Below are 26,977 nucleotides of genomic sequence, written 5' to 3' on the forward strand. Positions count from 1 at the left end.
GAAGACCGCTTGCCCATGTCCATTTCATCGCCTCGCCGTCCGTTGTTACGCCTTTTTTTAGCAGGCCTGTGTGCCTGCCTGCTGAGTCCGCTGGCCAGCGCCGATCAGGCCAAGCGCCTGCGCATCGGCATTACCTTGCACCCCTATTACAGCTATGTGGCGAACATCGTCGGCGACAAGGCCGAGGTGGTGCCGCTGATTCCTGCCGGTTTCAACCCGCACGCCTACGAGCCGCGCGCCGAGGACATCAAACGTATCAGCGGGCTGGATGTGATCGTGCTCAACGGTGTCGGCCATGACGACTTCGCCGACCGCATGATCGCCGCCAGCGAAACGCCGAACATCAAAACCATCGAAGCCAACGAAAACGTGCCGCTGCTGGCGGCCACTGGCGTCGCCGCCCGCGGTGCCGGCAAAGTGGTCAACCCGCACACGTTTCTGTCGATCAGCGCCTCCATCGCCCAGGTCAACAACATCGCGCGCGAACTGGGCAAGCTCGATCCGGACAACGCCAAGACCTACACCCAGAACGCCCGCGCCTACGGCAAACGCCTGCGGCAGATGCGCGCCGATGCCCTGGCCAAACTGACTCAAGCGCCAAACGCCGAACTGCGCGTGGCCACGGTACACGCGGCTTACGACTATCTGCTGCGTGAGTTCGGCCTGGAAGTGACCGCGGTGGTCGAACCGGCGCACGGCATTGAGCCGAGCCCGAGTCAGTTGAAAAAAACCATCGATCAACTGCGCGAACTCGATGTGAAAGTGATCTTCTCGGAGATGGATTTCCCCTCCACCTACGTCGAAACGATTCAGCGTGAATCCGGCGTGAAGCTGTTCCCGCTCTCGCACATTTCCTACGGCGAATACACCGCCGACAAGTACGAAAAGGAAATGACCGGCAACCTCAACACCGTGGTGCGGGCGATTCAGGAGTCTGGCGCATGACTTCCAGAGAAAACCTTTCCCCCGAAAACACCGAGTCCCCTGTGGGAGCGAGCCTGCTCGCGAAGGCGCCGGATCAGCCGACATCTTTGTTAAATGACACACCGCTATCGCGAGCAGGCTCGCTCCCACAGGTTTCGGGGCCGACTTTGGATTTTGCGCAGGTTTGTCTGACGCTGGGGCGCACGACGATTCTGGACAAAGTCACCTTCCAGGTGCAGCCCGGCAGCGTGCATGCGCTGGTCGGCCCCAACGGCGGCGGCAAGAGTTCGCTGATCAAAACCTTGCTCGGGCAAATGCCCCATCAGGGCCAACTCAGCCTGCAATGGCCCGGCGAACCCGGCACCATCGGTTATGTGCCACAGGCGCTGGAGTTCGATCGCGGGCTGCCGATGACCGTCGACGATTTCATGGCCGCCATGTGCCAGCGACGCCCGGCGTTTCTCGGTTTGAGCAAGCGTTACGCCGGCGCCATTGGTGAGGCGCTGGAACGCGTCGGCATGCAGGACAAACGCAAGCGGCGCATGGGCGCGCTGTCCGGCGGTGAGCGGCAGCGGGTGCTGCTCGCTCAAGGTTTGATTCCGGCGCCGCAATTGCTGGTGCTGGATGAACCGATGTCGGCCCTTGATGAAGCCGGGATTCAAGTGTTCGAACGTCTGCTCGGCGATTGGCGTGCAGCGGGCATCACCGTGCTGTGGATCGAGCACGATCTGGAAGCGGTCGGGCGTCTGGCCAGCCGCGTCACCGGTCTTAACCGCCGCGTGCTGTTCGATGCCTCACCGCAAGAGGCGCTGACTCCGGAACGCCTGCTGACCCTGTTCTCGACCCATCCACGGAGCGCTGCCTGATGAGTTACGAAGCCTTTCGTTTGATGGTGCAAGGCTGGGCCTCGTCCGGTTATCTGCCGGAAGCGCTGGCCTACGGTTTCGTGGTCAATGCGCTACTTGCCGGGCTGCTGATCGGCCCGGTGCTCGGCGGCCTCGGCACGCTGGTGGTGGTCAAGCGCTTTGCGTTTTTCTCCGAAGCGGTGGGCCACGCGGCGCTGACCGGTGTCGCCATCGGCATCCTGCTCGGCGAACCTTACACCGGCCCCTATGGCAGCCTGTTCGGCTACTGCCTGCTGTTCGGCATTCTGCTCAATTACCTGCGCAACCGCACCGGTCTGGCACCGGACACGCTGATCGGCGTGTTCCTGTCGGTGTCGCTGGCACTGGGCGCGAGTCTGCTGCTGATTCTTGCGGGCAAGATCAATGTGCACATTCTCGAGAACGTGTTGTTCGGCTCAGTGCTGACGGTCAACGGCAACGATCTGGCGGTGTTGGCCATTGTCGGTTCGCTGGTCATGGCCCTCGCCTTGCCGCTGTACAACCGCATCATGCTCGCCAGCTTCAACCCGCAGCTGGCGGCGGTGCGCGGGGTAGCGGTGAAGACCCTGGATTATCTGTTCGTGATTCTGGTGACGCTGATCACCGTGGCGGCGGTAAAAGTCATCGGCGCGATTCTGGTCGGCGCATTGCTGGTGATTCCTGCAGCGGCGGCGCGTTTGCTCAGCCAGTCGCTCAAAGGTTTCTTCTGGTGCTCGGTGCTGATCGCCACCGTCAGCACGCTGTGCGGGATTCTTGCACCCATTGTGTTCGATCTGCCGATTCCGTCCGGCGCCGCGATCATTCTGGTCGCCGGCATCGCTTTCGCCCTCGCCGCCATCGCGCGCGGGGTTGTCCCGAGCCTGAAAGGGAATCTTGGATAAATGACTTTTTCACTGCGCAAACTGACCCTGGCCATGACCCTTTGCGGCGTGATCTGCACGCCGTTGATGGCCGCCGAAAACACAAAACCGCTGCGGGTGCTGGCCTCCTTGCCCATCACCTTTGGCTTGGCTGAAGCGCTGCTCAAAGGCACCGATGTCAATCTCGAACGGGCGGCGCCAGCGAACCTGCCGGGCAGTCGTCAGAGCGCCTACTTCACGGGACGTGGCGCTCCGGCATTGAGCAAACTGGCAACCGCTGCCGATGCCGTGATTGGCGTGCGCTCGCTGTGGCCGGATGATCAGCTGTACCCGATCGCCCGCCGCAGCAATATCCGCATCGTTGAAGTCGATGCGGCGCGCCCGGTCGACGGCGCCCTGCCGGGCATTGCCGTGCAACCAGGTCTGCAGGTCGATGGCTTGAACAGCCAGCCATGGCTGGCCAGCAACAACATGGGACGTATGGCGGACGTGATGGCGGCGGATCTGGTGCGCCTGGCACCTAGCGCAAAGCCTGCGATCGAGGCGAATCTGGCGACGTTGAAGCAGCGTTTGCTTAAGCTCAGCGCCGACAGCGAAGCGCGACTGGCCAGCGCCGACAATCTGAGTGTGTTGAGTTTGAGCGATCATTTCGGCTATCTGATCGGCAGTCTGAATCTGGAGCTGGTTGGCCAGGATCCACGGCCTGATGCGGAGTGGACGCCCGAAGACCTGAAAAAACTGACGGCAACGCTCAAGGACAATGATGTCGCGATGGTGCTGCATCATCGGCAGCCATCAGACGCGGTGAAGGCAGCAATTGCCGAGTCGGGCAGCCATCTGGTGGTGCTGAGCACCGATGCGGCGGATCCGGTGGCGGAGCTGGAAGGCAATGTGGATTTGCTGCTTAAGGGTTTGAGCGGGGCTTAGTTTCAGCCGGACCGCGTTATCGTTCTTCGCGAGCAGGCTCGCTCCCACAGGGGTTTGTGCACGACACAGATCCAATGTGGGAGCGAGCCTGCTCGCGAAGAGGCCAGCCCGGACAACACCAATCCAAGGCAATAAAAAAACCCGCTGACCGTTATCGGTACAGCGGGTTTTCTTTTGCCCGGCCGCTTATTGCGCGGCGGCCTGCCCTTCCATCTTCTGACGCAGGCTCAACGGACGCATGTCAGTCCAGACTTCTTCGATGTAGGCCAGGCATTCCTTTTTCAGGCCGCTCTTGCCTGCGGTGCGCCAGCCTTCTGGCACGGCTTTGTAGTCCGGCCAGATCGAGTATTGCTCTTCGTGGTTGACCACGACCTGAAAGAGGATGTCCTCGCGGTCGAATACTGACGTCATGCTGGTTCTCCATCGCTGTAAGGGTGGGCTGCACGAAGGATGCAGCCGGGTATGTAGAAAGAACGTTCGGCGCGGCGAAAAATTTACAGCGCCGCCGTGGCAGCGGCCAAAGCGCGACCGAAGATTTCCGCAACGCGGTCGATTTCGGCAGCAGTGATCACCAGTGGCGGCAGGAAACGCACCACCGCACCATGGCGACCGCCCAGTTCCAGAATCAAACCGCGCTTGAGGCATTCGCGCTGGACCAGCGGCGCCAGTCGTGCAAACGCCGGCGGGTGGCCGAGCGCATCGAGTGTGCCGTTCGGCTCGACCAGTTCGACGCCGAGCATCAGGCCACGACCGCGAATGTCGCCCAGTTGCGGGAAGTCGCGTTGCAGGATGCGCAGGTGCTCGCTGAGGCGCTCGCCCATGGCAGCAGCGTGTTCGCAGACCTTGTGTTCAACCAGATAACGCATCACCGCAGAACCTGCCGCCATGGCCATCTGATTGCCACGGAAGGTGCCGGCGTGCGCGCCCGGCTGCCAGGTGTCGAGCCAGTCGCGATAGACCACCACAGCCAATGGCAGGCTGCCGCCGATGGCTTTGGACAACACCACCACGTCCGGGGTAATACCAGCGTGTTCGAAGGCAAACATCTTGCCGGTGCGGGCAAAACCGCTCTGGATCTCGTCGACGATCAGCGCCACACCGGCCTTCTCGGTGATCCGACGCAAGCCGCGCAGCCACTCGATGTCCGCCGGAATCACGCCGCCTTCGCCCTGCACCGCTTCGACGATCACCGCTGCGGGCAGTTGCACGCCGGCTTCAGGGTCGTTGAGCAGGTTTTCCAGATAGCTCAGGTTGGCCTTGACGCCCGCCGCGCCGCCGAGGCCGAACGGGCAACGGTAGTCATACGGGAACGGCATGAACTGCACGCCACTGCTGAGCAAGGCGCCCAGCGGCTTTTTCGGCCCCAGGCTGCCCATCAGGCTCAGCGCGCCCTGGCTCATGCCGTGGTAACCGCCGGAAAACGACAGCACGGTGCTGCGCCCGGTCGCCGTGCGTACCAGCTTCAGCGCCGCTTCCACGGCATCGGTGCCGGTCGGGCCGCAGAACTGGATTTTCGCTTCAGCCGCGAGGGCCGATGGCAGCAGGCCGAACAGGTCCTGCACGAACTGATCCTTGACCGGCGTGGTCAGGTCGAGGGTGTGCAGCGGCAATTCATCGGCCAGTACCTGCTGGATCGCTTCGATCACCACCGGGTGGTTATGCCCCAGCGCCAGCGTACCGGCACCGGCCAGGCAGTCGATGAAGGTGCGGCCTTCGACGTCTTCGACATACAGGCCTTTGGCACGCTTGAGCGCCAGAGGAATACGCCGCGGATAGCTGCGAGCGTTGGATTCCTGCCGGGCCTGGCGGGCCAGCAATGGCGACTCATTGAACTGGTACAGCGTTTCGGCCGGCGCCGAGCTGACCCGGGCCGACGACTCTTCGATAAGGCTGGTGGCGACTGACATCTCTCGACCCCTCAATTGGCTATGGATAGTGACCAAAACAGCACACCGGACAGGTGCGCATTCCGATCGCGGGGCGCACTTGCAGGTTTTCCTGTTCTGGAAACGCTTAAGGGGCTTGAGGATTTAGCCTTTGATCGAATTGTCAGACCGGCGATGCCAGCGACTTGTGCATGGGCAGGGTTTGCAAGCCTTGGTATTCGAGGGGAGGCGCAGATTCGCGGTAGCCAAGTCGGTGATAAAACGCACGACCGGTACGCGTGCTGTTGAGGTCAGCATGAGAAGCGCCGCAAATCCGTAACCAGCCTTCCAGATCCTGGATCAACGCTCGCCCGACGCCCCGGCGAAATGACTCTGGCTGCACGTAACACAGCGAAATATCGCCACTGACCTCGGCCATGCCGACACCAACCGGTCTGTCCGCCCACAAAGCAATACATAGATAGAAGTGAGGATCGGCAAGTCGAGCGCTGATGAAATCGGCGCATTGCCGGCCGATCCATTGGCTGACGAGTAGCGGATCATTACGGTGGTCGAGCGCACAACCGATGCGAATCGAACGTTCGATGATGCGGCTGATGATACCGGCGTCGGCCAGGATGGCCGGACGAATGCAGATGGGTGCTTCCATGGCGCAGTTCCCTCAATCCATTGAGTCAAAGCTGCGTTGACCTTACCCCTCCCCCTGGCGGATAGCGAACGCCGAGAAGTTACATTTGATGTGTCTGGCGCGATTTCCTTCCACAGGCTGTGCTGAAATCAGACAGGCTGCAACGGCATGGTCAGCTCGACCCGCAGGCCATCCGGTCGGCTGTCGAAATGCAGGGCACAGTCGCAACGCTGGACGATCGCCTGAACAATTGCCAGGCCGAGGCCACATCCGGTGCTCTGGCCGTTGCGCCAGAAGCGTTGGGTCAGGTGTTGCAGATCATCCGGCGCAATCCCCGGGCCATGGTCGCGCACGACAAAACGCACGCGGTTGCCAATGGTTTCCAGGCTCAGCTCAACCGCGCAGTCTTCGGGCGTATGGCGCAGGGCGTTGTCGAGCAGATTGCGCAGCGCCGCAATCGACAGCACGGCCGGCATTTGCAGCGGTGCAACGGAAAGTCCGGTCGGCAGTTGCAATTTGATGCGCAGGCGCTCGCCCCCCGTGGCGTCCTGAATCGCCAGGCGTGCCACTTGTTCGGCGCTGCATTGCGAGCCGTCATCGAACGACAGACTGCCCTCGACCCGCGCCAGCAACAGCAGTTGTTCGAGGGTGCGATGCAGACGGTCGGCGCCCTCTTCGGCCCGCGCCAGCGACTGATCGCGGGCATTGCCTTCAGTCATGCGCGCGACTTGCAGGTGCGTCTTGATCGCCGTCAGCGGGCTGCGCAGTTCATGCGCCGCGTCACCGGTCAGGCGGCGTTCACGCTCGATGGTTTTGCCAATGCGCTGGAACAACTGGTTTTGCGTTTCGAGCAGCGGCTTCAGTTCACTGGGGAAGGTCTGGATCTGCAACGGCTCAAGCGAGTCGGCGTTGCGTCGCATCAGCGCTTCACGCAGGCGATTGAGCGGCGCCAGCCCTTGGCCGATACCCAGCCACAGCAGACACAGACAACCCAGCAACGCCACACCCACCGGCACCGACGCCGCCAGCAGGATCGACATGTTCAGGGCTTCGCGCTCGATCTGCCGGTCAGCGGTGGTAATCCGCACATCGCCTCGGGCAAGGGTGAAACTGCGCCACGGCGCACCGTCGATCATCTGATCGTGAAAGCCCATTTTCTCGGCTTCCAGCGCCTGTTCGGGGTTATTGTGACTGCGCGCGAGGATTTCCCCGCGCAAGGAGCTGACCTGACAGGCCATGCCACCGGGGATATTCAGTTGTTCGGCACTGAAATGCGTGCCCTCGCCTTTGCTCGGCAAAGTCGGCAATTGTTCCAGCAGCCCGGCGACCATGCGCGCCGACGCCACCAGACGCTGGTCGAGGGAAAACATCATCTGATTGCGCAGATCACTGAGCATCCAGGCCGCCGCCAGCGCCCAGATCAGCGCAAACGCAGCGCCCAAGGTCAGGCTCAGGCGCAGTCGCAGACTCATCACTTGCCTTGATCTCCACCGTCAGCCGGGCCGAGACGATAGCCCAGACCGCGCACGGTCTCGACGATGCCTTTGCCCAGTTTGCTGCGCAGGTGATGGATGTGCACGTTCAGCGCGTTGCTTTCCAGCTCATCGTTGAAGCCATAAACACTGTCTTTCAACTGTTCGGTGGACAGCACCCGGCCGCGATTGTGCAGCAGCGCCTGCAACAGCGATTGCTCGCGACGTGACAAGTCCACCGGTTGTCCGGCCAGAGTGGTTTCGCGACTGCTCGGATCGTACGTCAGCGCGCCGTGCTCGATCAGGTTGACGCTGCGCCCGGCGACCCGGCGCAACAAGGTTTGCAGACGGGCGAACAGTTCACGCAGATCGAACGGCTTGAGCAGGTAATCGTCAGCCCCGGCCTGCAAGCCGTCGACACGGTCGGTGACCGAGTCGCGCGCGGTCAGGATCAGCACCGGAATTTCTAGGCCGCTCTGCCGCAATTGTTGCAGCAACTTGAGGCCATCTTCGTCGGGCAGGCCGAGATCGAGCACCATCACGTCGAATTCAGCGACTTTAAGTATCGCGCGAGCCTTCGATGCTGTGTTGACGTGTTCGACGGTCAGGCCTTGAGCACTGAGCCCCGCAACAATACCGCTGGCGATCAGCTCATCGTCTTCGCAAACCAGTACGTGCATGGGAACTCCGCAAGAAAAAACGTGAGTGAAGCAGGCGAGGATTAAGGCGCAATTATGGCCGTCACTGGCGTTATCGGGAAGCCGGGACAAAAAGCCCGTCGCGATATTCGGGCCGAACAGCAAGGAGCGCTGCCTGCCTGAAACTTTCACCCATATAAAAACCGACACAGAAACAATTCTCGCCTATATCACAGGTCCGTCGTCATTTAGCGTTGAACCTGCAACTTCACATGGATTCTCTAAAAGGATTTTATCAACATGCCACAACTTGAAAACTTCGTTGCCATCGACTGGCGCGCAGGCCCCGACCGGATTTATTTCTTCTTCAAGAACAGCGACACCTATTCTCGGTTCGATCTGGGCACACGCACTGTTTCGGACAACTATCCTGCCTCGACCTCCGGCAGTTGGGACTCGTTTGATCCGTTTACCAAAGACTTGCGCTTCGGCCTGACAACCACCTCATTCGGATTCAATAACTCGGCGGACGAAGATATTGCCTGGTTGTTCTTCTACCAGGGAACAACACCCATGGTGTGCAAGTACGATCAGGACAAGGACAAGGTCGCCGGATTCCAGAAAGTCGCCGACTCAATCTGGAAGCCGATACTGCCGTACTTTGAGCGGATCATTGCCGGCACATGGTTTCAACTGACCGGCCATCCGTTTCTGTTCCGCTTCATTCTTGATGACGGCCATTATCTCTCATTCAACGCCAGGGCAAAGACACTGACCCGCAAACCTTTCGGCGAACATCAACTCGGCGTGCTGAAACCTTATAAGGACCGAATCATCACAGCCGCCCAAAATGATCGGACGTTCGCCGACAGCTACTGGTACATCTTTCTGACCAACAACCAGTACCTGATCTACAACATTCAGACAGACCGGCTGATCTCAGGCCCGCACACCATCAATGACACTAATTGGCCGGGCCTGTTGCGAGGCGCCTCCCGAGGTTAAACCCACAAAGCAGGCGCATTTTCACGCGTGTCGGGGCTGCCCGGACGCCTGATTGGCCAATCGAGAGGGGCCTTGTAGGATACGGTTAATTATCGGTTAATCGCCGCCGCCCATTCTGCCCCCCACTTGCACAGGGACAAGGCTCCTCCATGCGTCATTTTTTTCTTTTTTTTGCACTGCTGATCTCGGGTCTGGCCCAGGCCGGGAACAATCCATTTGATACCAAACCGGAGTTTCTGCCGGTCGACCAGGCATTCGTGCTCACGTCCGAACGCCTGGAGTCCGGTGAAACGCAGTTGTTCTGGCAAATCACCGATGGCTATTACCTGTATCAGAAACGCCTGAAATTCGATGGCCTGAGCGCCGAACAGCAACCCGCACTACCCGAAGGCGAGTCCCACAGCGACGAGTTTTTCGGTGAGCAACCGGTCTATCGCCAAGGGCTGGAGGTGAAGATCCCGGCAGCGGCCACAGGCCAGATCAAGGTCAGCTATCAGGGCTGTGCCGATGCGGGCCTGTGCTATCCACCGCAAACCCGGGTCATTGATCTGGGCGGCAAAGCCACGGTGGCCGCAAGCACTGAAGCGCCGGATCAGGCCTTGGCCAGCAGCCTGCAACAACGGGCGCTGGGCTGGAGCTTGCTGGTGTTCTTCGGCCTCGGTCTGTTGCTGGCGTTCACGCCTTGCACGTTGCCGATGCTGCCGATTCTGGCCGGCATGGTGGTCGGCAGTGGTGCCACCCCGCGTCGCGGTTTCGCGCTGGCCGGCAGCTATGTGATCTGCATGGCGCTGGTGTATGCGGCGATGGGCGTGATTGCTGCGCTGCTTGGTGCGAATCTGCAGGCGTGGTTGCAGAATCCGTGGCTGCTCGGCACCTTCGCCGCGATCTTCGTGGTGCTGGCCTTGCCGATGTTCGGTTTCTTTGAACTGCAATTGCCGGTGGCCCTGCGCGACCGCCTCGAACACGCTTCGCGCAGTCGCAGCGGTGGCAGCCTGATCGGCGCCGGGGTCCTCGGTGCATTGTCCGGTCTGCTGGTCGGCCCGTGCATGACCGCGCCGCTGGCCGGTGCGTTGCTGTATATCGCGCAGAGCGGCAATGCATTGCATGGTGGCCTGATTCTGTTTTCACTGGGCATCGGCATCGGTGTGCCGTTGTTGTTGCTGGTGACCGTGGGCAATCGCTTCCTGCCCAAGCCCGGCGCGTGGATGAACCTGCTCAAGGGCGTATTCGGTTTCCTCTTCCTCGCCACCGCACTGTTGATGTTGCGCCCGGTGCTGGATGCTTCGTTGTGGCTGGGCCTGTGCGGTGCATTGCTGTTGATCGCCGCGTTCTGCGCGTGGAAACAGTCCGAAGGTTTTGGCCGCGTTGCCCAGTTGTTCGGCGCCAGTTCGTTGTTGCTCGGCCTGTGGGGCAGTCTGCTGGTGATTGGCGCGGCGGGCGGCAGCGATGATCCGTATCAACCGTTGCATGTCTACAGTGCCGGTCGTGTCGGGACTGCGGCGCCTTCGGCTCATGACGCATTCATCACGATCAAGGATCCGGCGGCACTGCAAAGTGAACTCGATGCCGCCAAAGCCAAGGGGCAGTGGGTACTGCTCGACTACTACGCCGACTGGTGCGTGTCGTGCAAAGTCATGGAAAAGCAGGTATTCGGCAAGGACAAGGTCATGCAGGCGTTGAGCGACGTGCGCCTGCTACGGCTCGATGTCACCGCTGACAACGCGGCCAGCCGTGAATTGCTCAGCCGCTACAAAGTGCCGGGGCCCCCGAGTTTCGTCTGGATCGGCACGGATGGCGAAGAACGCCGCAGCCAGCGCATCACCGGCGAAGTCGATGCCGAGACATTCCTGCAACGCTGGGCTACCACCCGGGAAGCCAATTAATGCTGACTTTCACCCTCGGCACCTTTGCCATTGCGCTTAATCACCTGCTGCTGATCAGTGCCTTGGCGCTGGCGACCTTTGTCGGCTGGCGGGTGGCCAAGCGTGGCGGCGATAACCCCGAGTCGGCGTTGTTCAGCCTGTTTCTGCTGGGCATGCTCGCAGCGCGTGTTGCCTTTGTGTTGCTGTATTGGTCGCACTATCGCAATGATCCGTGGCAGATCATCGATTTGCGCGACGGTGGTTTCCTCGCCTGGCCGGGCGTGATCGTGCTGCTGCTGGTGGCGCTGTATCGCGGCTGGCGCCGTCCGGGCTTGCGTCGCCCGCTGGGTTTTGGTGTGGCCAGCGGCGTGACGTTCTGGCTGTTGGCGACGCTGTCGCTGAATATCTATGAACAAGGCACCCGGCTGCCGGACATCTCGCTGCGCAATGCGGCTGGGGAAACCATCCAGCTCAGCGACTATCAGGGTGGCCCGCTGGTGATCAATCTGTGGGCGACCTGGTGCCCACCGTGCCGACGCGAAATGCCGGTACTGGAAAACGCTCAGCAACAGCGCCCGGACCTGACCTTCCTGTTCGTCAATCAGGCCGAAAGCATGCAAAGCGTGGCGACGTTTCTGGAAACCCAAGGCCTGAGCCTGAACAACGTGTTGTTTGACCGCAGCGGTCGGCTGGGCCAGGCCGTGGGTTCCATGGCCTTGCCGACTACGCTGTTCTATAGCCCCGACGGTCGGTTGCTGAGCAGTCACCTTGGTGAGCTATCGAACGCCAGCCTGGCGCGCGCGCTGGAAAACTTCGACACCCCGCCCCCGAATTCGAACCCGGCCACAGCACCGGCCACCTCTGCAAGGAAACTGCCATGCCCCGCCTCCGCCACCTGCTGACGCTGACTCTGGGCACCGCCCTGCTGCACTTGCCGTCGGTGCAGGCTGCTGAAGAGTTGCCTGCGGCGATCAAACAGATCGAAGCCAAAGGCGCGAAAATCGTCGGCCAGTTCGACGCCCCCGATGGCCTGCGCGGCTATGCGGCGCAGTATCAGAATCGCGGCATGGCGCTGTACCTGACCCCGGATGGCAAACACGTTTTACTCGGTAATCTGTACGACGCCGACGGTAAGGACTTGAGCAGTGAACCGCTGCAGAAACTGGTTTACGCGCCGATGGCCAAGGAAGTCTGGGCCAAGTTCGAGGCAAGCAACTGGATTCAGGACGGCAACAAGGATGCACCGCGCACCGTGTACCTGTTCAGTGACCCGAACTGCCCGTACTGCAACATGTTCTGGGAACAGGCTCGACCATGGGTCAAGGCCGGCAAGGTGCAACTGCGGCACATTATGGTCGGCATCATCCGCGAGGACAGCCCGGGCAAATCGGCCGCGTTGCTGGCGGCGAAAGATCCGGCCAAGGCGCTGGAAGATCACGAGAAGGCTGGCAAGGGCAGCACGCTCAAGGCCTTGAAAGATATTCCGGTGGCGGTGCAGACCAAACTGGCGGCGAACATGCAGTTGATGGAAGACCTCGACTTGCAAGCCACGCCGGCAATCTTCTATATGGATGACAAGGGCGAACTGCAACAGCAACAAGGCGCGCCTTCGCCGGACAAGTTGGTGAAGATTCTCGGGCCTAAATAATTTTCGGTGCCTGGACTGGCCCCATCGCGAGCAGGCTCACTCCTACAGGGGAATGCATTCCAAATGTAGGAGTGAGCCTGCTCGCGATCGAAGATCACTCGGTTTAACGGTTGCGCGCGCTGAGGAAGGTAAGCAACACCTCGGTGACAAACTGCGGATTCTCCAGATTGGAGATATGCCCCGCCTCCGGCACCAGTACCCACGGGCAACCGATCAACTCGGCCATTTCCTGTGTTTCCGACGGTGGTCGCGGCTTGTCCTGATCGCCGCACATGACCAGCGTGGTCGCCGCATTCAGCTCACCCAGCCGTGGCAACAAATCATCCCGGCCAAACGTGATGCGCCCCATCGGTACGATGCTTTCGCGTAAACGATCGGACGAGTACGCCGCCAGTTTCGCGCGAAAATCCTGATACAGCGCCGACTGCGGATCGATGCCCGGGCGGAAGAAGATCGGCACGACGATATCGAGTAACTGATCGGAGATTTCGCCGGTTTCTTCAATCTGTTTAAACAGTGAAAAGTAGTACTGGCGGGTCGGCTCAGGCTCGACACCGACGAAGGTGTCCATCAGCACCAGACCATTGACCCGCTGCGGTGCCGACAGCGCCAGACGCACGCCCCACATGCCACCGACCGACAGCCCGACGAGGGTGACCTGATCGATGTCCAGATGATCGAGCAAGGCCTGCGCCTGTCGGGCAATGTCATCCAGAGATGTCGTGCCTTCAGGCAACCGGCCCGATTCGCCATGGCCCCACAGATCCAGCGCAATCACCCGATAATGCGGCGATAACGCGGCAATCTGCGGCGCCCACATGGCCTGATCCCACAGATAACTGCCGGCCAGCAAGACTGCCGGGCCTGAGCCTTGATCAATGTAATGCAGCGCTTGTCCGTCAACCGTGAAAAAAGGCATCGACCACCCCCGCGACAAAAAAAGAGAACCGGCAGACTGAGCTGCCGGTTGCTGGTCGTCAACCTTGGAAATGTAGGTGAATGTACGGACGCCAATCGCGAGCAGCCTCACTCCTACAGGGGAACGCATTCCAAAATGTAGGAGTGAGCCTGCTCGCGATGAGGCCCGTACAAACGCTAGAGAATCAAAGCCCCTCCAGCTCCGCCATCAGATCATTCAACCGATCAACCTTCTCCTCGGTAATGTCACTCGCCGCCAGTCCATCAATGTACTCAGCCAGTTCCTCCACCGTGCTGCATTCGAACATCGCCCGCAACGGCACATCACGTTGCAGGGTTTTCTGCACGCGCGAAGCGATCTGCGTGGCCAGCAACGAGTGCCCGCCCAGCTCGAAGAAGTTGTCGCGGACACCAACTTGCTCGACCTTCAATACCTCGGCCCAGATATCAGCCAACGTCTGTTCAAGATCATTGCGCGGGGCCAGATAATCCTGGCTCTGCAACTGGCCGATCTCCAGCGCCGGCAAGGCTTTGCGATCGAGTTTGCCGTTGGTATTGCGCGGCAGCTGATCGAGCCACAACCAGTGCAGCGGCACCATGTATTCCGGCAGTTCGGCGCGCAACCGCTGCTTGATCCGCTCCAGTCGTTCACCCGGATTCAGCGCGCTATCAGCAGCCACCAGATAACCGACCAAGTGCTTACCGTTAACGCCTTCCTGCACACCGACCGCGCCATCGCGTACTTCCGGTTGTTCGTGCAGACGCGCTTCGATCTCGCCCAGTTCGATGCGATAACCGCGAATCTTCACCTGATGGTCAACCCGACCGACGTACTCCAACACTCCGTCGCTGCGACGCCGCGCCAGGTCGCCAGTGCGATACAGACGCTCGCCCGGCGCACCGAACGGGTTCGGCACAAACACCGGCGCGGTGCGCAACGGATCGCTGACATAACCGCGACCAACGCCCGTACCCGCCACGCACAACTCCCCTACCGCGCCCAACGGCACCAGTTCCAGAGCGCCATCAACGAGGTACAGCAAGTTGTTGTCGGTCGGCGTACCGATCGGCAAGTAACTGCCGCGCGTCGACGCCATGTCGACGCGGAAGAACGCCACGTCATCGGAGCATTCCGCCGGGCCATAAGCGTTGACCAGCCCGATGTCCGGGTAACGCAGCAGCCATTGGTGCGCCAGTTCCGGCGGCATTGCCTCACCGGTCGGCAGCATCCAGCGCAGGCCATCCAGACTCAGACGATCCGAGGCGAGCATGCCCTGGATCAACGAAGGCACACTCTCCAGCACGGTGATGCCCTGCGCCTGCACATGCACCAGCAACCCTTGCGGATCGTGGGCGATGGTGTTCGGCACGATGTCCACCCGCGCGCCGAACAACGGCGCGGCGAGGAACTGCCAGACCGAAATATCGAAGCTTTGCGACGCGGTCTGGGCGATCACGTCGGCGTCGCTCAGTTGCAGATACGGCACCTTGCTCAACTGATTGTTGAGCATGCCGCGCTGCTCGACCATCACGCCTTTCGGCAGGCCGGTGGAGCCCGAGGTGTAGATCACGTAGGCGAGGTTGTCCGGGCCGCTGTAAATGCCCAGGTTCTGCGCCGACGTCGCCGCTGCTTGAACCTCTTCCCACACCAGCAAGCGCGGGCGATTGGCGCAGCTGAATTCATCCAGCAAGGTCTGCGCCTGTTCAAAGCATGTTTTAGAGCAGACCAGCACCGGCGTGCGGCTCAGCTCGATGATGCGTTGCAGACGTTGACTCGGCAGGCCCGGATCCAGTGGCAGATAACCCGCGCCAGCCTTGAAGCTGCCGATGATCATGCCGAGCAGATCGAGATTCCGTTCTGCGAGCAAGGCCACCGGTTGATCCATCTGCACACCCGCGGCGACCAGTGCATGGCCGAGACGGTTGGCGTTGTGGTTCAGCTCGGCGTAGCTCTGTTGCTGGTCAAGGCATGTAGCGGCGATGCGCTGCGGATGCGCGGCAACTTGAGCTTCGAACAGCGCAACGTAGCTCTGCTCCAGCGGATAATCGTGGGCACTCTGGTTGCAACCGTGCACCAGGAAGTCCTGTTCTTCACTGCCCACCAGCGGCAGATCGGCCATGTCGCCATGGAAGCCGTCGACCAGCGCCAGCAGTAGACGTTTGAACTCGCCGAGCATGCGCTCAATGGTCGATTCGTCGAAATAACGCTGGTCATACGACAAGTGCAGACCGAGATCATCACCGGGGTAGCACACCGCCGTCAGCGGGAAGTTAGTGTGCGTACGGCCCGAGTCCGAGGTCGCATTCAGGCTCTGCGCGCGATCAAGCACCGAGACTTCCACCGGGGCGTTTTCGAAGACGAACAGGCTGTCGAACAGCGGCTGGCCTTTCGGCAGTTCGCTCTGTTCCTGAATGTTCACCAGCGGCAGGTATTCGTACTCGCGCAGCTGCATGTTGCTGTCGAGCAAACCACTGAGCCACTGACGCACGCTGCTGCGTTCATCGTCCGCCGGCATCTGCACCCGCAGCGCAATACTGTTGATGAACAGGCCGACAGTACGTTGCATCTCCGGCATTTCCACCGGGCGACCGGCCACGGTCACGCCGAACAGCACGTCACGATCGCCGCTCATACGCCGCAGCACCAAGGCCCACGCCGCTTGGGCGAAGGTGTTGATGGTCAGTTGATGGGCCTGCGCCAGTTCACGCAGACGCGCGCCGTCCTCGACATTGAGGCGAGTGTAGCGGTCGCCGACGATCATGCCGCCGCTTTCGCCAGCATGTTCACGCAGGAACGGCCGGTCGCTCGGGATCGGTGTAGTACGCTCGAACCCTCGCAGGTTCTGCTGCCACCACTGCCGCGCTTCGGCCAGGCTCTGGCGTTGCAACCAGCCGATGTAATCGCGATAACGCGGCGGCACGGCGAGTTGCGCTTCACGCCCCTCACCCAGTGCGGTGTAGATTTCGAAGAAGTCATTCATCAGCAACGAGCGGCACCAGGCATCGATGAGGATGTGGTGGTTGCTCATCATGAACCAGTAACGCGCCGCGCCGACCTTGATCAGGCGCAGATGAAATGGCGCCTGATTGAGCAGATCGAAACCGGCTTCGCGCTCGTTTTTCAGCAGCGTTTGCAGCTTCGGTTCCTGCTCGGTTTCAGCGATGGCGCTCCAGTCCAGATACTCGATCGGCGTGCGACCCGGCGTGTGAATCACTTGCAGCATGTCTTCGCCGACGTTCCAGCAGAACGACGCGCGCAACGCTTCGTGACGGGCGATTACTGCTTGCCACGCCTGGGCGAAACGCTCGGCGTCGAGTTCGCTGTTGATGCGGTAGCGATCCTGCATGTAGTACAGACCGGTGCCCGGCTCGAGCAAGGTGTGCAGCAACATGCCTTCCTGCATTGGCGTCAGCGGATAGACGTCTTCGATGTGCGCGGCCGGCACCGGCAACGCATCGAGTTGCGCCTGAGTCAGTCTGGCCAGCGGGAAGTCCGACGGCGTCAGGCCGCCGGCCTCGTCTTGCAGGCAATGGGCGATCAGGCTTTGCAGCTCGCCGAGGTAAGCGTCGGCCAGATCGTGGATGGTTTGCGCCTCGTAACGCTCGGCGCTGAAGGTCCAGCGCAGCAGCAATTCACCACCGTAAACCTGGCTGTCGATGCTCAGTTCGTTCGGCAATGGCGCCTGCGGATCGTGGGCGGCACCGACCGCTTCATCCAGCGGACGGAACAGCGCATCGCTACCGAAGCTCTGGTCGAACTGGCCGAGGTAGTTGAAGGTGACCGGCGCCTGCGGCAACGCGGCCATGCTGCGCTGGCTGAGATCGTCGGCGAGATAACGCAGCACGCCATAACCCAGACCTTTGTGCGGCACTGCGCGCAGTTGCTCCTTGATCGCTTTGATTGATGCGCCCTGCCCGGCGGCTTCTTCGATGTTGTGCGGGGTCAGACGCAGTGGGTAGGCGCTGGTGAACCAGCCGACGGTGCGGGTCAGGTCGATCTCGTCGAACAGGGTTTCGCGACCGTGGCCTTCCAGTTGAATCAGCGCCGACGGCTGACCGCTCCAGCGGCACAGCACGCGCGCCAATGCCGTCAGCAACAGATCGTTGACCTGAGTGCGATAGGCGGCCGGCGCCTGTTGCAGCAACTGTTTGGTGTGCTCGGCATCGAGGCGCACGCTGACGGTTTGCGCATGACGATTGTGCTGGCCGCCCTGCGGATTTTCGCAAGGCAGATCGGCGTTCTGACCGGCCAGTTGGGTCTGCCACCAGTTGAGTTCTTCACGCAGGGATTCGCTGCCGGCGTAGGCCTGCAAGCGTGCCGTCCAATCCTTGAAAGCACTGGTTTTCGCCGGTAGTTTTACCGATTGCTCAGCCGTCAGTTGGCGATAGACCGTTTGCACATCGTCGAGCAACACGCGCCACGACACGCCGTCGACCACCAAGTGATGGATCGCGATAAACAGGCGTTGCTGACCTTCAGGGCCGTCGACCAGCAAGGCGCGAACCAGCGGGCCGTTTACCAGATCAAGGCTGCGTTGCGCATCAGCGAACAGCGCTTCGCACTTGTCCATCGAGGTGACGCGCACTTGCCACAACACCGCCGCATCGGAGACCGGTTGGTGCGTCGCTTGCCATTGACCGTCGGCCTCGGTGAAGCGCAGACGCAAGGCATCATGCTGTTCGATCACCGCCAGCAGCGCTTGCTCCAGACGATGGGGTTCGAGGGTCACCGTCGGCTCCAGCAACAACGCCTGGTTCCAATGCTGACGCTCAGGAATATCGGTATCGAAGAACCAGTGCTGAATCGGCGTCAGACGCGATTCACCAACCACCAAGCCTTGCTCCGCCGTCACTTGTTCGGTGCGGCTGGCCACAGCGGCGAGGGTTTGCACAGTCTGGTGCTGGAACAGATCGCGCGGGCTGAAATGAATGCCCTGCTGACGGGCACGGCTGACCACTTGAATCGACAGAATCGAATCGCCGCCGAGTTCGAAGAAGTTGTCGTTGAGACCGACCTGTTCGACGTTGAGCACTTCGCACCAGATCTGCGCCAGGGCCTGCTCCAGCTCGTTGCTCGGCGCAACATAATCCTGACGATTCAACTCAGGATCCGGCGCCGGCAACGCGCGGCGATCGAGTTTGCCGTTGGCGGTCAGCGGCATGCTCGCCAGCAGAATCAGATGCGTCGGCACCATGTAATCCGGCAGTTGCGCCTTGAGGTGCGACTTGAGGGCTTCGCGCAGCTCGGCCTGCTTGGCTTCGTTTTGCTCAGCGACATCGGTGACGAGGTAACCGACCAATTGCTTGCCGCTCGGCGCATCCAGTGCGAGCACGACGGCTTCGCGGATCGAGTCGTGATCGAGCAGGCGCGTTTCGATTTCGCCCAGTTCAATACGGAAACCACGGATCTTTACCTGATGGTCGATCCGGCCCAGGTATTCCACCAAACCATCGGCACGCTGGCGCACCAGGTCGCCGGTGCGGTACATGCGCCCGCCATCGGTGGCGAACGGATCCGCGACAAAACGTTCGGCGGTAATGCCCGGACGGTCGTGATAGGCCTGGGCCAGACCTGCGCCGCCAACGAACAGTTCACCCGTCGCGCCTTGCGGCACCAGCGCCAGATCGGCGTCGAGAATGTAGGCAACACGCGCACCGATCACGCTGCCAATCGGCACACTGCCGGCGCCCTCTTCCAGCACCTCCGGCGCCAGACTGGCCAGCGGCATGACCACGGTTTCGGTCGGGCCATAGGCGTTGAAGAACGTCGCCGGTTTGAACGCTGCGCGAATCCGTTGCAGGTGTTCACCGGTCAACGCTTCGCCACCGGTGATGATCATCCGCACCGGGAGGATTTCGTTTTGCGTGGACAGGAACTGCGCCAACTGGCTGCCGTAGCTCGGGGTAAAACCGAGCACGTTGATCTGATGAGCACGGATCAAGCCGCAGATTTCTTCCGCGTCCCACTGACCCTGCGCACGCAACACCACCTGCGCACCGCTGAGCAGCGGCACCAGCAGACGTTCGGTCGCCGCATCGAAGTTGATCGAATAGAAGTGCAGTTCGCAGTCGTCGGGGCGCATACCGAAACGCTCGATCACCGCTTGGCAGTGCATGGCGATTTCACCGTGGGAGACCACCACGCCTTTCGGCTTGCCGGTCGAACCCGAGGTGTAAATCAGGTACGCCTGATGCTGTGGCAGGCTGATAAACGGCAGCTCGCTGGCCGGGTAAGCGGCCAGCGCTGCGCTGTCCTCCTCCAGGCACCAACGCGCCACATTTGGCGGCAGATCGCCGAGGGCGTTGAACATCGCGCGATCACTGAGCAGCAAACCAATGCGGCTGTCTTCGATCATGTAATGCAGACGGTCGAGCGGGTATTCCGGGTCCAGCGGCACGTACGCGCCGCCAGCCTTGAGAATCGCCAGCAGGCCGATGACCATTTCCAGCGAGCGCTCCAGTGCCAGACCAACGCGCACTTGCGGACCGACGCCGCGCTCTCGCAGGGCCCAGGCCAGACGATTGGCGCGGGCATCGAGTTCGGCGTAGCTCAGGGTCTGCCCGGCGAAGGTCAGGGCCGGCGCGTCTTTGCGCGCCAGCGCCTGTTCGGCGAACAGGTGATGAATGCACTGGTCGAGACGATGCTCGCCCGGCTCGATGCCAAGGCTGTCGAGCAGCTGCTGTTGCTCGGGTTGATCGAGCAGCGGCAATTCGCTGAGGCGCTGTTGCGGATCGGCGATCAGCGCTTCAAGCAGATTGCGCCAATGTTTGGCCATGCGCGCGATGGTCGGCTCATCGAACAGATCAGTGCTGTAGGTCAGGCAGCAACCGAGGCGATGGTCGAGGTCGGTGACTTCCAGGTTGAGGTCGAACTTGGTCGCCCGCGCATCGTTGGCCAGGTACTCGACGGTCATGCCGGCGAGCATGCGGCTCTGCTGGAATTCCCAGCGCTGCACGTTGCACATCACCTGGAACAGCGGGTTGTACGCAGCACTGCGCGGCGGCTGCAACGCTTCGACCAGATGATCGAACGGCAGATCCTGATGCGACTGGCCTTCGATCACGGTGTGGCGCACCTGCTCGAACAGTTCGCCGACCGACATCATGCCGTCGAGCTGGCAACGCAGCACTTGGGTGTTGAGGAACGCCCCGATCAGCCCTTCGCTTTCCGGACGGATGCGGTTGGCTACCGGCGCGCCGATGCGCAGATCGGTCTGGCCGCTGTAGCGATACAGCAGGGTGGCGAGTGCGGCGGTCATGGTCATGAACAGGGTCAGACCGTTTTGCGCATTGAACGCACGAACCCGCGCGGCGAGGTCATCGCTCAGGTCGAAGCGGAACAGTTCGCCTTGGTGGCTTTGCACCGGCGGACGCGGACGATCACCGGGCAACTCCAGCAGCGGATGTTCACGGCCGAGTTGCGCGGTCCAGTAGTCGAGCTGACGCTGACGCTCGCCGGATTCCAGCCAGTTGCGTTGCCAGACGCTGTAGTCGAGGTACTGCACCGGCAGCGGCTCAAGCGGTGAATCACGGTCATCGACAAACGCTTCATAGAGCGCACTGAGTTCGCGGGCGAAAATGTCCATCGCCCAGCCTTCGGTGACGATGTGGTGCAGAGTCAGGACAAAGTAATGCTCTTGCTCGGCAGTCTTCACCAAACAGGCGCGCAGCAGCGGACCGGTTTCCAGATCGAACGGCAGATGTGCTTCCTCATCGGCCAGTTGCTGAACCTTTTGCTCACGTGCATCGGCGGCAAGTTTTGAAAAATCCTTCCAGCCCATGCGCACACCGGTTTCGGCATGCACCTGCTGACGGGCGACGCCGTCGACGCTCGGGAACGTGGTGCGCAGGGTTTCGTGGCGCAGGATCAGCGCTTGCAACGCCGCCTCGAAACGCTCGACATGCAACACGCCGCGCAGACGCGCCATGCCGCCGACGTTGTACGCCGGGCTGTCCGGCTCCATCTGCCAGAGGAACCACATGCGCTGTTGCGAGTACGACAACGGCACCGGTTTGCTGCGATCAACCTTGTCGATCGGCGGCTGTTTGTTGGTGCGGCCGCTGGCCTGGATCAGGCGGATCTGTTCGGCGAAATCACCGAGTTCGCTGTGTTCGAACAAGGCGCGCAACGGCAGTTCGACGTCGCAGGCCTGACGGCTGCGTGAGATGATTTGCGTGGCCAGCAGCGAGTGACCGCCGAGGGCGAAGAAATCGTCGCGCAGGCCGACTTGTGCCAGACCGAGCACTTCGCGCCAGATCGCGGCGATCTGCTGTTCCAGTTCAGTCACCGGCTCGACGTGTTCACGCACTTGCCATTGCGGTTCGGGCAGCGCGCGGCGGTCGAGTTTGCCGCTTGGGCTGAGGGGCATTGCGTCGAGGCGCATCAGTTGCGCCGGGACCATGTATTCCGGCAGCTCGGCGGCCAGTGCGGTTTTCAGGCGTGTTATTTGATCGTCGTGATCTTCGCTGGCATCGGTGGCGGTGAAGTAGCCGATCAGCTGCGCGCCGGCAGCAGTTTCACGCACCTGCACCACGGCTTGGGCGACGCCGTCCTGTGCGAGCAAGCGTGCTTCGATTTCTTCCGGTTCAACGCGGAAGCCACGCAGTTTGACCTGCTGATCAAGACGGCCGAGGTATTCGATCACGCCGTCGCAGGTCCAGCGCGCACGGTCGCCAGTGCGGTACAAACGTGCGCCCTGCTCGCCCAGCGGATCGACGACAAAACGTTCAGCGGTCAAGGACGGTCGGCCGAGGTAACCACGGGCCAGACCGACGCCGCTGATGCACAGCTCACCCGGCACACCGCTCGGCACTGGATTGAGATCGGCATCGAGCACGCGGCAAATCACGTTGCCCAACGGCCGGCCGATCGGCGAGCGTTCGCCATCGGCCGTGGTGCAATGCCAGTGGGTGACGTTGATCGCGGTTTCGGTCGGGCCGTAACGGTTGTGCAGTTGCACCGTTGGCAACTGCGCCAACACGCGATTACGCAGTTCGGCCGGCAGCGCTTCACCGCCGGAGAATACCCGGCGCAGGCTGGTGCACTCGGCGCTCAGCGGTTCGTCGATGAACAGCGAGAGCAGCGGCGGCACAAAGTGCAACGTGGTCACGCCATGTTCTTTAACGAGCTGGGCGATGCGATGCGGATCGCGGTGTTCGCCGGGGCCGGCAATCAGCAGACGCGCGCCAGTGATCAGCGGCCAGAAGCATTCCCACACCGACACGTCGAAACTGATCGGCGCCTTTTGCATCAGCACATCAGTTTCATTGAGGGCGTAAGCGTTCTGCATCCATTGCAGACGTTCGGCCAGCGCGGCGTGAGTGTTGCCGACGCCTTTCGGCTGGCCAGTGGAACCCGAGGTGTAAATCACATAGGCGAGGTTGTCGCCGTGCAGGTGCAAACCCGGTGCCTGGCTCGGCCAGTTTTCCAGGTGCAACGCGTCCATGGCAATCACGCTGACGCCGTCGCTGGCCGGCAAACGGCCGAGCAATTCGGTTTGGGTCAGGAGCAATTCGACGCCGCTGTCGCTGAGCATGTAGGCCAGTCGATCGGCCGGGTAATCCGGGTCCAGCGGTACATAGGCGCCGCCGGCCTTGATGATCGCCAGCAGACCGATCAACAGCTGCGGCGAACGCTCGGCGGCGATGGCCACGCAGACATCCGGGCCGACGCCTTTGTCGCGCAGATAGTGCGCGAGACGATTGGACTGGCTGTTCAATTCGGCGAAATCGAGGCTGCCGCCGTCCCATACCAGCGCCGTGCGCTCAGAGGTCAGGCGCGCCTGTTCGTGGAGCAGTTCCGGCAGCCATTGTTGCGCCGGGGTGCAGGGTGCAACGCCCCAGACTTTTTGCTGATCGTACTCGCTGGTGGTCAGCAACTGCAGATCACCGATGGCTTGCTCCGGGCGTTCGCAAACTGCGCGCAACAGGTTGCTGAAGTGCTCGGCCAGACGCGCGATGGTCGCGGCGTCGAACAATTCACTGGCGTAGTCGAACGACAAGGTCAGGCGACCGTTACGGTCTTCTTCGCTGTGCAGTTGCAGGTCGAACTTGGCTTCGCGACTGTGCCACGGCAGCTCTTCGGCGAGCAGCCCCGGCAGGCGCTTGAGCGCGCTCAGATCGCGCTGCTGGTGGTTGAACATGACCTGGAACAGGCCTTGTTCGCGGGCCTGCGGGAAGGCTTCGAGCAGTTGTTCGAAGGGCAGATCCTGATTCGCTTGTGCCCCGAGGGCGGCCTCGCGGGTCTGGGCCAGTAGTTCAACAAACGGCAGGCGCGAATCAATCTCGGCGCGCAGCACTTGAGTGTTGATGAAGAAACCGATCAGGCCTTGGGTTTCCAGGCGCGGACGGTTGGCATTCGGCACACCGATGCGGATGTCGCGCTGACCGCTGTAGCGCTGCAGCAAACTCTGGAATGCCGAGAGCAGCAGCATGAACGGCGTCGATTGATGCGTTTGCGCCGTGTTGCGGATCGCATCGCTGAGGCTGGCGCCCAGACGCACAGTGTGGCGTGCTGCGCTGTGATTTTTTTGCGCCGAACGCGGATGATCGGTGGCCAGTTCCAGCGTCGGATGCTCGTCACCCAACTGCGCTTTCCAGTAGGCCAGTTGTCGCTCGCCCTCACCTTGCGCCAGCCATTGGCGCTGCCAGCTGCCGTAATCGGCGTACTGGGTTGGCAGTGGCGCGAGGCTAGCCGTCGCGCCTTGCGAAGCGGCGGCGTACAGGCGCGAGAACTCGTCGATCAACACGTTCAGCGACCAGCCGTCGGCGATGATGTGGTGCATCGTCACCAGCAGTTGATGATCTTCGTCATCGAGGCGCACCAGCGTCACCCACAGCAGCGGGCCATTTTCCAGATCGAACCGGGTGCGTGCTTCTTCTTCGCGGATTTGTTGCGCGCGGGCTTCACGCTCATGGGCCGGCAGGTCGCTGATGTCGACCAATTGCAAATTGAATTCGGCGGCGGCATCGACTTGTTGCAAGGCCACGCCGTCGCGCTCGAAGAAGCGCGTACGCAGGGATTCGTGGCGCTCGATCAGTTGCTGGAAGCTGGCGCGCAAGGCGTCTTCGTCCAGTTCGCCGCGTAAACGCAGGGCACCGGGAATGTTGTAGGCGCTGCTCTGTGGGTCGAGTTGCCAGGTGATCCACAAACGGTTTTGTGCCAGCGATTGCGGCATTGGTTCGGAGCGCGACAACGCGGTGATTGCGCCTTGAGCGCTACCGCCGTCCTGTTGCTGTTGCGCCACGGCAGCGGCGAACGCGGCCAGCGTCGGCGCTTCGAACAGCAGGCGCAGGTTCAGCTCAAGGGCGAGTTCTTCGCGGACTCGGGCGATGACTTGGGCGGCGGCGATCGAGTTGCCGCCGAGCAGGAAGAAGTGATCGTCGGCGTTGACCTGTTTGACGCCGAGTTGCTCGGCCCAGATTTTACCGATCAGTGCTTCGAGTTCGGATGTGCTGGCTGTTGCACCGTGAGTTTCGGACGTGTTCGACGGAAACACCGCGTAACTGTCGAGGCTGCCATCGGCCAGGCGATTGCGGCACGCCGAACGCTGCAATTTGCCACTGGAGGTTTTCGGCAGCGCGCCTGGATTGAGCAGCACCACCACGCTTGGGGCCTCTTGATAAGCCTCGGCCACCGCTTGGCGGATGGCTTTGATCAACGCTTCCGGCGGCAGGATTTTCTGCACGCTACGGCTGATTTCCGCCGCGATGCCGATGCCCTCTTCGCCATTCTGACTGACGGCGAATGCAGCGACGCGGCCCTTGCGCACCACTTCCACTTCGTTTTCGACGGTCTTCTCGATGTCCTGCGGATACAGGTTGTGACCACGCACGATCAGCATGTCTTTCAAACGGCCAGTGATGAACAGTTCACCGTCGCGCATAAAGCCCAGGTCACCGGTACGCAGCCAGGTCCGGCCGGCGTGCTGAACGAAGGTCTTGGCGCTGGCTTCGGGGTTGCGCCAGTACCCGAGGGCGATACTCGGCCCGGCAGCCCAGACTTCACCGACGGCGTTATCGGCGAGTTCTTCCAGTGATTGCGGTTCGATGATCAGCACGGCGTGTTCGGGCTGGCTGATGCCGCAGCTCATGATCGGGCTGCCCTCGCCCGGCTCGGCACGGTTTTGTGCCAAAGCCTGATCGTCGACGCGCAGCGCGGGAATACCGGTGCCGCGTGGGGTGCCGGCGACGAACAGCGTGGCCTCGGCGAGACCGTAAGAAGCCATGAAACTGTCGGCGCTGAAACCGCTCGCGGTGAACTTCTCGGCGAAGCGTTCGAGGGTGTCGAGACGGATCGGTTCGGAGCCGGAATAGGCCACACGCCAGCCGCTTAGATCCAGGCGTTCAAGCGCCGATTCGCTGACCCGCTCGCTGCACAAGCGATAAGCGAAGTCCGGCCCGCCGCTGATGGTGCCGCCGTATTGGCTGATCGCTTCGAGCCAGCGCAATGGCCGGCCGAGGAAGTAGGCCGGCGACATCAGGATGCATGGCACGCCGCTGAAAATCGGTTGCAGCAGACCACCGATCAAACCCATGTCGTGATACAGCGGCAACCAGCTGACGATGACGTCATCAGGGTTCATATCGATACCGAAACCGTGGCGGATCAGCAATTCGTTGGCGACCAGATTGCCGTGGCTGACTTGCACGCCTTTGGGCAACGCGGTGGAGCCGGAAGTGTATTGCAGGAAGGCGATGTGGTCTGGTGGCAGATTCGGCTCAACCCAGTTTTGCGCCAGTGCGCTGTCGAGGCTGTCGACACACAGCAGCGGCGGCGCGCCTTCGATTTGCTGCAAGGCGTCGCGCAGGTCGGTGCTGGTCAGCAGCAGACGCGGTTCGGCATCGGCAATGATCGACAGCAAACGCTCCTGATGGTGACGACGCGCGGATTCCGGCGGATAGGCCGGCACCGCGATCACCCCTGCGTACAGGCAGCCAAAAAACGCCGCGACGTAATCCGGACCGCTTGGGAACAGCAGCACCGCGCGATCACCGAATTCAGCGTCAGCCTGCAATGCAGCGGCAATGGTGCGCGCGCGCTGATCCAGTTCGCGATAGCTGAGCACCACAGCCTGCTCTGGGTTTTCGGCAAGAAAACGCAAGGCCAGTTGATCCGGCGTCAGGGCCGCGCGGCGCTGGAGGGCTTGGACCAGGGTGCTGGGGAGTTCGAACGCGTCGGTCATGAGGTTTCCTGCCTGAATTCGGCTTGCTAGTGGAATCGGGTTGCTGCGTCACGCCCCTCAAAGGGCATGCAGGGCGCGGTCTGTGCCGACCGCGCGAGGCATTGGAATGCTGTCTGGCCGGGCGCTTCACCCGGAACCATT

General features: G+C 61.6%; 15 protein-coding genes. 8 read left to right on the top strand and 7 right to left on the bottom strand.

From position 1 onward, the window contains the following. Positions 1–15 precede the first annotated feature (15 nt). Genes PspS49_RS20450 through PspS49_RS20465 form a run of 4 tightly spaced genes read left to right on the top strand, consistent with a single transcriptional unit; the run spans position 16 to position 3,595 of the window. Positions 16–945: a metal ABC transporter substrate-binding protein gene (locus PspS49_RS20450; protein WP_160041263.1), complete on the top strand. Its 930-nt coding sequence runs from the start codon at positions 16–18 to the stop codon at positions 943–945. After that, positions 942–1,790 (top strand): metal ABC transporter ATP-binding protein, encoded by an 849-nt coding sequence (locus PspS49_RS20455; protein WP_160041265.1) that lies wholly within the window; start codon positions 942–944, stop codon positions 1,788–1,790. The genes PspS49_RS20450 and PspS49_RS20455 overlap by 4 nt, the downstream gene beginning before the upstream one ends. Next, positions 1,790–2,689 carry a metal ABC transporter permease gene (locus tag PspS49_RS20460; RefSeq protein WP_007917717.1) on the top strand — a complete coding sequence of 300 codons (900 nt, stop codon included), beginning with the start codon at positions 1,790–1,792 and terminating at the stop codon, positions 2,687–2,689. The genes PspS49_RS20455 and PspS49_RS20460 overlap by 1 nt, the downstream gene beginning before the upstream one ends. Then, on the top strand, positions 2,690–3,595 hold the full coding sequence (locus tag PspS49_RS20465) for a zinc ABC transporter substrate-binding protein (protein WP_150750738.1): 906 nt from the start codon (positions 2,690–2,692) through the stop codon (positions 3,593–3,595). 186 nt (positions 3,596–3,781) lie between these two features. Here PspS49_RS20465 and PspS49_RS20470 read toward each other — a convergent pair whose 3' ends face one another. From PspS49_RS20470 to PspS49_RS20490, 5 genes are all read right to left on the bottom strand, one after another. Next, on the bottom strand, positions 3,782–4,006 hold the full coding sequence (locus PspS49_RS20470) for an MbtH family protein (RefSeq protein WP_160041267.1): 225 nt from the start codon (positions 4,004–4,006) through the stop codon (positions 3,782–3,784). Positions 4,007–4,089: 83 nt separating this feature from the next. After that, positions 4,090–5,502, bottom strand: coding sequence for an aspartate aminotransferase family protein (locus PspS49_RS20475; RefSeq protein ID WP_150775660.1), 1,413 nt, complete (start codon positions 5,500–5,502; stop codon positions 4,090–4,092). A 142-nt stretch (positions 5,503–5,644) separates the two neighbouring features. Further along, positions 5,645–6,130, bottom strand: a complete 486-nt coding sequence (locus tag PspS49_RS20480) for a GNAT family N-acetyltransferase (protein ID WP_127929196.1) — start codon at positions 6,128–6,130, stop codon at positions 5,645–5,647. Between the two features lie 128 nt (positions 6,131–6,258). Beyond that, positions 6,259–7,581, bottom strand: coding sequence for an ATP-binding protein (locus PspS49_RS20485; RefSeq protein WP_127929197.1), 1,323 nt, complete (start codon positions 7,579–7,581; stop codon positions 6,259–6,261). Further along, the gene (locus PspS49_RS20490) at positions 7,581–8,261 is read right to left on the bottom strand and encodes a response regulator (protein ID WP_034155191.1); all 681 of its coding nucleotides are present in this window, start codon (positions 8,259–8,261) and stop codon (positions 7,581–7,583) included. Before PspS49_RS20490 ends, PspS49_RS20485 begins: the two co-directional genes overlap by 1 nt. 258 nt (positions 8,262–8,519) lie before the next feature. Between PspS49_RS20490 and PspS49_RS20495 the strand changes: the two genes are divergently transcribed. The 4 genes from PspS49_RS20495 to dsbG all read left to right on the top strand — a co-directional run bounded on the left by PspS49_RS20495 (position 8,520) and on the right by dsbG (position 12,734). Beyond that, positions 8,520–9,224, top strand: coding sequence for a hypothetical protein (locus PspS49_RS20495; RefSeq protein WP_160041269.1), 705 nt, complete (start codon positions 8,520–8,522; stop codon positions 9,222–9,224). A 149-nt stretch (positions 9,225–9,373) separates the two neighbouring features. Next, entirely contained in the window at positions 9,374–11,107 is a 1,734-nt protein-coding gene (gene dsbD / locus PspS49_RS20500; RefSeq protein ID WP_160041271.1) for a protein-disulfide reductase DsbD, read from the top strand. Continuing rightward, the gene (locus tag PspS49_RS20505) at positions 11,107–11,988 is read left to right on the top strand and encodes a TlpA disulfide reductase family protein (RefSeq protein WP_160041273.1); all 882 of its coding nucleotides are present in this window, start codon (positions 11,107–11,109) and stop codon (positions 11,986–11,988) included. Before dsbD ends, PspS49_RS20505 begins: the two co-directional genes overlap by 1 nt. Continuing rightward, on the top strand, positions 11,964–12,734 hold the full coding sequence (dsbG, locus tag PspS49_RS20510) for a thiol:disulfide interchange protein DsbG (RefSeq protein WP_150775656.1): 771 nt from the start codon (positions 11,964–11,966) through the stop codon (positions 12,732–12,734). Before PspS49_RS20505 ends, dsbG begins: the two co-directional genes overlap by 25 nt. 103 nt (positions 12,735–12,837) lie before the next feature. Here the strand turns inward: dsbG and PspS49_RS20515 are convergent, their stop codons facing one another. Together PspS49_RS20515 and PspS49_RS20520 are read right to left on the bottom strand one after the other, a co-directional pair. Further along, positions 12,838–13,653: an alpha/beta fold hydrolase gene (locus tag PspS49_RS20515; RefSeq protein ID WP_160041275.1), complete on the bottom strand. Its 816-nt coding sequence runs from the start codon at positions 13,651–13,653 to the stop codon at positions 12,838–12,840. A 184-nt stretch (positions 13,654–13,837) separates the two neighbouring features. Continuing rightward, entirely contained in the window at positions 13,838–26,836 is a 12,999-nt protein-coding gene (locus PspS49_RS20520; protein WP_160041277.1) for a non-ribosomal peptide synthetase, read from the bottom strand. Between the last annotated feature and the right edge of the window lie 141 nt (positions 26,837–26,977).

The sequence above is a fragment of the Pseudomonas sp. S49 genome (genome assembly GCF_009866785.1).
Taxonomy (GTDB): domain Bacteria; phylum Pseudomonadota; class Gammaproteobacteria; order Pseudomonadales; family Pseudomonadaceae; genus Aquipseudomonas.